Origin of the sequence: Erwinia sp. B116, from assembly GCF_002865965.1 — a bacterium.
Taxonomy (GTDB): Bacteria; Pseudomonadota; Gammaproteobacteria; order Enterobacterales; family Enterobacteriaceae; genus Erwinia.
On the sequence record NZ_JRZZ01000016.1, the window covers coordinates 87,963 to 94,580 of the forward strand.

The 6,618-nt window shown below is 57.1% G+C and carries 7 protein-coding genes and 1 tRNA gene; 2 read left to right on the forward strand and 6 right to left on the reverse strand.

The features are described 5' to 3' along the window. Window positions 1–60: 60 nt before the first annotated feature. The 4 genes from NV64_RS12980 to ilvL all read right to left on the reverse strand — a co-directional run bounded on the left by NV64_RS12980 (window position 61) and on the right by ilvL (window position 3,145). Window positions 61–987 (reverse strand): branched-chain amino acid transaminase, encoded by a 927-nt coding sequence (locus tag NV64_RS12980; RefSeq protein ID WP_056234670.1) that lies wholly within the window; start codon window positions 985–987, stop codon window positions 61–63. An 18-nt stretch (window positions 988–1,005) separates the two neighbouring features. Next, a complete protein-coding gene (gene ilvM / locus NV64_RS12985; RefSeq protein ID WP_056234668.1) occupies window positions 1,006–1,263 on the reverse strand; it encodes an acetolactate synthase 2 small subunit in 258 nt (85 codons plus the stop codon). Next, window positions 1,260–2,906 carry an acetolactate synthase 2 catalytic subunit gene (ilvG, locus tag NV64_RS12990; RefSeq protein WP_056234665.1) on the reverse strand — a complete coding sequence of 549 codons (1,647 nt, stop codon included), beginning with the start codon at window positions 2,904–2,906 and terminating at the stop codon, window positions 1,260–1,262. Before ilvG ends, ilvM begins: the two co-directional genes overlap by 4 nt. A 140-nt stretch (window positions 2,907–3,046) precedes the next feature. Further along, window positions 3,047–3,145: an ilv operon leader peptide gene (gene ilvL / locus NV64_RS12995; protein WP_072277511.1), complete on the reverse strand. Its 99-nt coding sequence runs from the start codon at window positions 3,143–3,145 to the stop codon at window positions 3,047–3,049. Between the two features lie 337 nt (window positions 3,146–3,482). On the opposite strand from ilvL, the gene NV64_RS13000 reads away from it, so the two are divergent. Next, window positions 3,483–5,003 (forward strand): YifB family Mg chelatase-like AAA ATPase, encoded by a 1,521-nt coding sequence (locus tag NV64_RS13000; RefSeq protein WP_101506074.1) that lies wholly within the window; start codon window positions 3,483–3,485, stop codon window positions 5,001–5,003. Between the two features lie 30 nt (window positions 5,004–5,033). Here the strand turns inward: NV64_RS13000 and NV64_RS13005 are convergent, their stop codons facing one another. After that, window positions 5,034–5,372 (reverse strand): DUF413 domain-containing protein, encoded by a 339-nt coding sequence (locus NV64_RS13005; RefSeq protein WP_056234658.1) that lies wholly within the window; start codon window positions 5,370–5,372, stop codon window positions 5,034–5,036. A 121-nt stretch (window positions 5,373–5,493) separates the two neighbouring features. Between NV64_RS13005 and hdfR the strand changes: the two genes are divergently transcribed. After that, window positions 5,494–6,321, forward strand: coding sequence for an HTH-type transcriptional regulator HdfR (hdfR, locus tag NV64_RS13010; protein ID WP_056234853.1), 828 nt, complete (start codon window positions 5,494–5,496; stop codon window positions 6,319–6,321). Window positions 6,322–6,462: 141 nt separating this feature from the next. Here the strand turns inward: hdfR and NV64_RS13015 are convergent. After that, window positions 6,463–6,538, reverse strand: a tRNA-Trp gene (locus tag NV64_RS13015). Window positions 6,539–6,618: the final 80 nt, after the last annotated feature.

A 6,618-nucleotide genomic window follows, 5' to 3' on the forward strand; every position in this document is an offset into this window, starting at 1 on the left:
CTTTACTCCAGAAATCGAACGTGCACGGGCGTCAACTGACGCCCGTGAGAAAAATAATTTTTATGGGTTAACCGGATCCAGCCAGCCCCATTTGTCTTCCGTTTCGCCGGTAAACAGGCCGAAGAAGGCACTCTGAATACGTTGCGTCACCGGGCCACGCTTGCCTTCACCAACCTGAATGCCGTCTACACTGCGCACCGGGGTGATCTCTGCGGCGGTACCGGACATAAACACTTCATCGGCCAGGTAGAGGGATTCACGCGACAGCACCTGCTCACGCACTTCAATACCCAGGTCCTGGGCCAGCTTGATGATCGCATCACGGGTGATACCCGGCAACGCCGAGGAGGTAAACGGCGGGGTAAACAGAATACCGTCTTTTACCTCAAACAGGTTTTCACCGGCCCCTTCGGAGATGTAGCCCTGGGTATCCAGTGCGATACCTTCCTGATAACCGTGGCGGCGCGCTTCGCTACCGACCAGCAGTGAGGAGAGGTAGTTACCGCCGGCTTTGGCCGCGGTGGGCAGGGTGTTCGGTGCAACGCGGTTCCATGAGGAGACCATGGCATCAATGCCCTGCTCCAGCGCTTCAGCACCCAGGTAAGCACCCCACGGGAACGCGGCGATGATCACATCCGTGCTGTAGCCATCTGGCGGATTGACGCCCAGACCCACGTCGCCGACAAACACCAGCGGACGAATATAGGCACTCTTCAGGTTGTTCTTGCGCAGCGTCGCACGGCACGCTTCCATCAGCTCGTCAACGCTCTGGCTGACCGGGAAACGGTAGATTTTTGCAGAATCGCGCAGACGCTGCATGTGTTCACGATGGCGGAAGACCACCGGTCCTTTGTGCGAGTCATAGCAACGGACGCCTTCAAATACCGAGGTGCCGTAGTGCAGGGCGTGAGACATGACGCTAACCTTTGCCTCTTCCCACTTAACCATCTCGCCGTTGAACCAGATAAAGTCAGCTTTCTTCGTCATTCTTGTTTCCTTGCGCGCTTATGCGCGGATTTGTTGTGTTATCTGTTGCTGGGTCTGCACGCAGGCCACGTCCATCAGTTTGCTCAACTGGGTTGACAGTAAATCGACGGAGCGTGGGCTGGCAACGGTCATCTCAATATTAATATTCTCAGCGTTGGCGGACGGCACCATATTCATGGTGCACACCTGGAAGCCACGATGGCGGACAACACGTAAAATGCGCTCCAGTATTTCCGGGCGAAAGCGTGCTTCGATAGACAATTGATGCTGCATCATGAGGTTTTCTCCATCATATTTTCGTTGCTGGCACCCGGTGGTACCAGAGGCCAGACGTTCTCATGCTCGTCAATCGCGACGTGGAGCATGTACGGCCCTTCACTGTGCAGCAAAGCGTCTAATGCGGCGTCGACCTGATCTTTACGGGTAATGCGCTGGCCTGGAATGTCAAAAGCGCTGGCCAGGATGAGAAAGTCCGGGTTATCTGAGAGATTGGTTTCACTGTAACGTTCTTCAAAGAACAGCTGCTGCCACTGGCGTACCATGCCTAAACGCTGGTTATCCAGCAGCACGATTTTCACCGGCAGCTGCTTACGTTTGATGGTACCCAGCTCCTGCACGTTCATCATGAAAGAACCGTCGCCGGAGACGCAGATTACCGTGTCATCCGGGCGGGCGACCTGCGCCCCTACCGCCGCCGGCAGGCCAAAGCCCATGGTGCCGAGGCCGCTGGAGGTAATAAAGTTTTCCGGGCGGGTGAAGCTCATATGCTGCGCCGCCCACATCTGATGCTGGCCGACGTCGGTGGTGACCACCGCGCTCGGCGATTTACGGTCAGACAGCTGCCTGAGGAACAGCGGCGCAAAGATCGCATCACCCGGATGATCGTAACGCCAGCCGTGATCGGCCTTCAGCGCCTGGACTTCTTCCCGCCAGGCAGCGATCTCCACCGGCTGGTAAAGGTCCGGCAGCAATTTGTTCAGATCGCCCTGCAGGCCAACGTGTGCACGGCGCAGCTTGTGCAGTTCCGCCGGGTCGATATCCAGATGGATCACGCTGGCGTGCGGCGCGAAGGTGTCCAGCTTGCCGGTCACGCGGTCATCAAAACGCGCGCCGACCGCGATCAGCAGGTCGCACTGCTGCACCGCCAGGTTAGCGGCTTTGGTGCCGTGCATGCCCAGCATGCCGAGATAACAGGCATCGTCGGCATCCGGCGTACCGAGGCCCTTCAGCGTAGCGACGGTGGGGATACCGGTCTCTCTGGCAAAATCGCGCAGGGCGTGAACCGCATCGGCCATGCCGACGCCGCCGCCGACATACAGAATCGGTTTCTGCGACTGTGCCAGCAGCTGGCGGGCCTGCTGCAGCTCTGCGTGCGGGTGCGCAAGTTCCTGCTCAACGGGGATCAGGTGAGCGGTCAGTTCACCGCTGGCCAGCTGGATGTCTTTCGGGATATCAACCAGCACCGGGCCGGGGCGGCCAGATTTAGCGATGGCAAACGCCTCCGCCAGCACCACCGGCAGCTCATCAAGGGATTCCACGAGAAAACTGTGCTTGGTGCAGGCCAGCGAGAGACCCAGTACGTCAATCTCCTGGAAGGCATCGGTGCCCATTACGGCGGAAGAAACCTGGCCGGTGATGGCGACGATCGGTACAGAGTCCATCATTGCATCGGCAAGGCCGGTGATCAGGTTGGTGGCACCCGGGCCTGAGGTCGCGATGCAGACACCGACTTTGCCGGTGGCGCGGGCATAGCCGATCGCGGCCATCGCAGCACCCTGCTCATGGCGGCACAGCAGGTGTTCGACACCACCGTCATAGAGCGCGTCGTAAACCGGCATGATGGCTCCACCCGGGTAGCCGAATACCGTTTCAACTCCCTGAGCACGCAACGTTTGAACCACCCACTGAGCACCATTCATAGTTATTTCCCCGTCCGTTTATGGGAACAACAGCATTTTATTCTACTGTACATCTTCTGTTCCTCTCACATTATTGCCTTGCCAAAAAAAAACCCCCGGACCTTTCGGTGCGGGGGTTCTTTCGAAATCAGGCTTGATATTTAAGCCTTTCTTTCTCCGAGCGTAGCCCCGCACGGCGTGATAATAATCACGACGACGTTAATGACGACTAGGCTAATGACTCGTAGAAGGGCTTTCATTGGAATTCGTTTCGTTCGCTTGTTCGAAGTAATGCCTACAGAGTTATCACAGTTAGCGTGAGAAATTCAACTTTTTTCGATTTTTAATTTAATGAACCTGCCTGCAGTTTTAGGAAAAAGGTTTGTTATTCAGCCAATAACGAAGAACTGAATTTTTTTCATTACTCACCCAGGGTGATGGCTTTTTTGCATGCTGGCAAAATCTGATGGCGGCTCACGGCGCCGGGTAACGCCTTCCGTTTTGCAGCTGAAAAATCAGTCGCGTTACGCGGATCGCGTTTTACCCCCTCGCCAGCCGGTCAGTTTTTGCGCACAGTGCGCAGAACAAGGAGCTCCTATGTCACTCTCTCTGGCTTACACCCGCGCCGCGATCGGTATTCAGGCTCCCCTGGTCAGCGTCGAGGTCCATATCAGCAATGGACTTCCCGCGCTGTCTCTGGTTGGCCTGCCGGAAACGACGGTTAAAGAAGCGCGCGATCGGGTGCGCAGCGCGATTGTCAACAGCGGTTTTATCTTTCCGGCGCAGCGCATTACCGTCAATCTGGCCCCGGCCGACCTGCCCAAAGAGGGCGGTCGATACGATCTGCCTATCGCCATCGCCATTCTCGCCGCCTCAGAACAAATTCCTGCGGAGAAACTGGCACAATTTGAATTCCTGGGTGAACTAGCACTCACAGGCGCTCTGCGTGGCGTACAGGCGGCCATTCCCGCAGCGATGGCGGCGATCCACTCACAGCGACAGCTGATCCTCTCGGCGGAGAATCAGTATGACGTGGGGTTGATCCAACACGGGAGCAGCCTGGTCAGCCCGCATCTGCTGGACGTCTGTGCCTTTCTGCAGGGCAAGGCCACGCTGCCGTCAGCCCAACCGCCACCGCTGCCACCTCCTGATACGTCGGCAGACCTGAATGACATTATCGGCCAGTACCAGGCCAAACGCGCGCTGGAGATTACTGCGGCCGGTGGGCATAACCTGTTGCTGATCGGCCCCCCCGGCACCGGCAAGACCATGCTGGCTACCCGCCTGAACGGCCTGATGCCGCCGTTAAGCGACGTGGAGGCGCTGGAGAGCGCCAGCATCACCAGCCTGACCCGCAGCGATAGCCTCACTCAACGCTGGCGTCAACGCCCGTTCCGTTCGCCTCACCACAGTACCTCACTCTACGCGCTGGTCGGGGGTGGGGCGATCCCCAAACCTGGCGAGATCTCGCTGGCGCACAACGGCGTGCTGTTTCTCGATGAGCTGCCGGAGTTTGAACGTAAGGCGCTGGATGCGCTGCGCGAACCGCTGGAAGCCGGTGAGATCAGTCTCTCCCGTGCGCGGGCAAAAGTGACCTATCCGGCGCGCTTTCAACTGGTTGCCGCGATGAACCCCAGCCCCGGCGGGCACTATCAGGGACCGCATAACCGCTCTACCCCGCAGCAGGTTTTACGCTATCTCAGTCGGCTGTCTGGCCCCTTTCTTGACCGCTTCGATCTCTCGCTGGAAGTCCCGCTGTTACCGCCAGGCACGCTCAGCGCTGAGCCGCAGCGGGGAGAATCCAGCCAGCAGGTCGCGGAGAGAGTGCTCGCCGCCCGGCAACGCCAGCTGGCACGCTGCGGCAAAATAAACAGTGCGCTTGGCCATGATGACTTTCGTCACAGCTGTCAGTTACGGTCAGAGGATGCGCAGTGGCTGGAGCAGGTGATGAATCAGCTGGGGCTGTCGATACGGGCATGGCAGCGGGTATTGAAGGTGGCACGAACCATCGCCGATCTGGCGGGTGAACCGGCAATCCAGCGTCCGCATCTGACGGAAGCAGTGGGCTATCGCGGCATTGACAGACTGTTGCAGTATTTGCAAAACAGCGTGAGCTGAAAATGAAAAAGGGGCCTGAGCCCCTTGTTCTTAATCGTCGCTGTCCGTGTAGTCCTCGACACCTTCCATCTGCGGTTTCCCGCCGGACAGGGTGTGGAAGCGCTTAGGACGCTTGATGCGGGTCATATACTTCGACCAGACTCTTTCGGGCTCACTTTGCGGCTCGCGTACGCCCCGGCACACCTCAATAAACTGACGCTCTTCTTCCGTTACCGGCTCGCGCTTGGCCAGATCCAGCTCGTTGAAAGCGTAACCATAACGCTCAAGAAGTTGAGCTTCTTTGATGGTGAAATCACCGTGGCGTGAGAAACCGCGTGGGTAATGCTTGTTATCAAAAAAACGATTCGTAGTTGCGAAGCTTTCCGCCATTTTACACGCTCCTGACTCTTATATGGTCGTGCTATTTATGGCGCGGAGTATTAGATAGGCTTGACAGAGTGTAAAACAAAACATTTAAATCATAACGACAAATGTTTTTTAGGAGATGACTGTGGATACGGAATTACTGAAAACCTTTCTGGAAGTGAGCCGAACTCGCCACTTTGGACGCGCTGCGGAAGCACTCTACCTCACACAGTCGGCCGTTAGTTTTCGCATTCGGCAATTGGAAAATCAGCTTGGCGTGAACCTGTTCACCCGACACCGCAACAATATCCGGCTGACCTCCGCCGGCGAGCGGCTGCTCCCCTATGCAGAAACGCTGATGACCACCTGGCTGCTGGCAAAGAAGGAGGTGTCGCATACGCAGCAGCACCATGAGCTGTCGATAGGCGCCAGCGCCTCGCTGTGGGAGGCTTATCTGACCCCGTGGATGCAAACGCTTTACGAGCACCGTCAAAGCCTGCACCTTGAGGCGCGTATTGCTCAGCGTCATCTGTTGGTCAAACAGCTGCATGAGCGGCAGCTGGACCTGCTGATCACCACCGAAGCGCCTAAAATGGAAGAGCTGTCCAGCCAGCAGATCGGCCATATCTCTCTCGCGCTGTTCCGCTCACGCCACGGCGGGGAGAAGGAGAAATATGACTACATTAAGCTGGAATGGGGGGCCGATTTTCATCAGCACGAGCACTATCTGGCCGGTGCCGATGATGTGCCGATCCTGACCACCACATCCGCACAGTTGACCCGGCAGCTGCTTGCGACCACGGGAGCCTGCTCATTTTTGCCTGAATTCTGGGCCGCAGATTACAGCGATCTGCTGTCAGTTCCGGATACGCCAGCTGTGGTCAGGCCGCTGTATGCCGTATGGCTGCAGAACAGCGATCAGGAGGCAACTATCCGCCAACTGTTGAAATTTCCGGTAACGATGAACAGATAAGTTGTTTGATTTATGGGCAAAAAGGGCGCAATGGAGGGCTCTTTTTGCCCTTCCAGAGGCTGGATCAGGTTGAAAAGACATCAACTCTACGGATTTCAGGCAAAAAAAAACCTTCGCCGAAGCAAAGGTTTTTTCTTATTCTGGCAGGGGCGGAGAGACTCGAACTCCCAACACCCGGTTTTGGAGACCGGTGCTCTACCAATTGAACTACGCCCCTAAAAGGGTGGCGGAACGGACGGGGCTCGAACCCGCGACCCCCTGCGTGACAGGCAGGTATTCTAACCAACTGAACTACCG

Coding starts and splice junctions, on each gene's coding strand:
- NV64_RS12980 (WP_056234670.1), bottom strand. CDS start 987: ATGACGAAGAAAGCTGACTTTATCTGGTTCAACGGCGAGATGGTTAAG.
- ilvM (WP_056234668.1), bottom strand. CDS start 1,263: ATGATGCAGCATCAATTGTCTATCGAAGCACGCTTTCGCCCGGAAATA.
- ilvG (WP_056234665.1), bottom strand. CDS start 2,906: ATGAATGGTGCTCAGTGGGTGGTTCAAACGTTGCGTGCTCAGGGAGTT.
- ilvL (WP_072277511.1), bottom strand. CDS start 3,145: ATGAAAGCCCTTCTACGAGTCATTAGCCTAGTCGTCATTAACGTCGTC.
- NV64_RS13000 (WP_101506074.1), top strand. CDS start 3,483: ATGTCACTCTCTCTGGCTTACACCCGCGCCGCGATCGGTATTCAGGCT.
- NV64_RS13005 (WP_056234658.1), bottom strand. CDS start 5,372: ATGGCGGAAAGCTTCGCAACTACGAATCGTTTTTTTGATAACAAGCAT.